The following is a 248-nucleotide window of genomic DNA, read 5'->3' on the forward strand; positions in this document are numbered from 1 at the left end:
CCGATGGTAGTGTGGGGCTTCCCCATGTGAGAGTAGGTCATCGTCAAGATTCATTTCGCAAAACCCCTATCTGCGCGAGCAGGTAGGGGTTTTGTCTTTAAGTAGAGAGTACAGAGATTCGCTGGCACGTCCCTCGGACGGACCGGCACACAGAATTTCTTGACGACCATAGAGCATTGGAACCACCTGATCCCATCCCGAACTCAGCAGTGAAACGATGCATCGCCGATGGTAGTGTGGGGCTTCCC

At 53.6% G+C, this 248-nt stretch carries 1 rRNA gene; it reads left to right on the forward strand.

Features of this window, described 5'->3' with window-relative positions:
- Nucleotides 1-158 precede the first annotated feature (158 nt).
- Nucleotides 159-248: ribosomal RNA gene (gene rrf / locus AC25M7_RS25550) — 5S ribosomal RNA — on the forward strand; the annotation flags it as partial.

It is taken from the genome of Pseudomonas sp. P106(2024) (genome assembly GCF_057480815.1).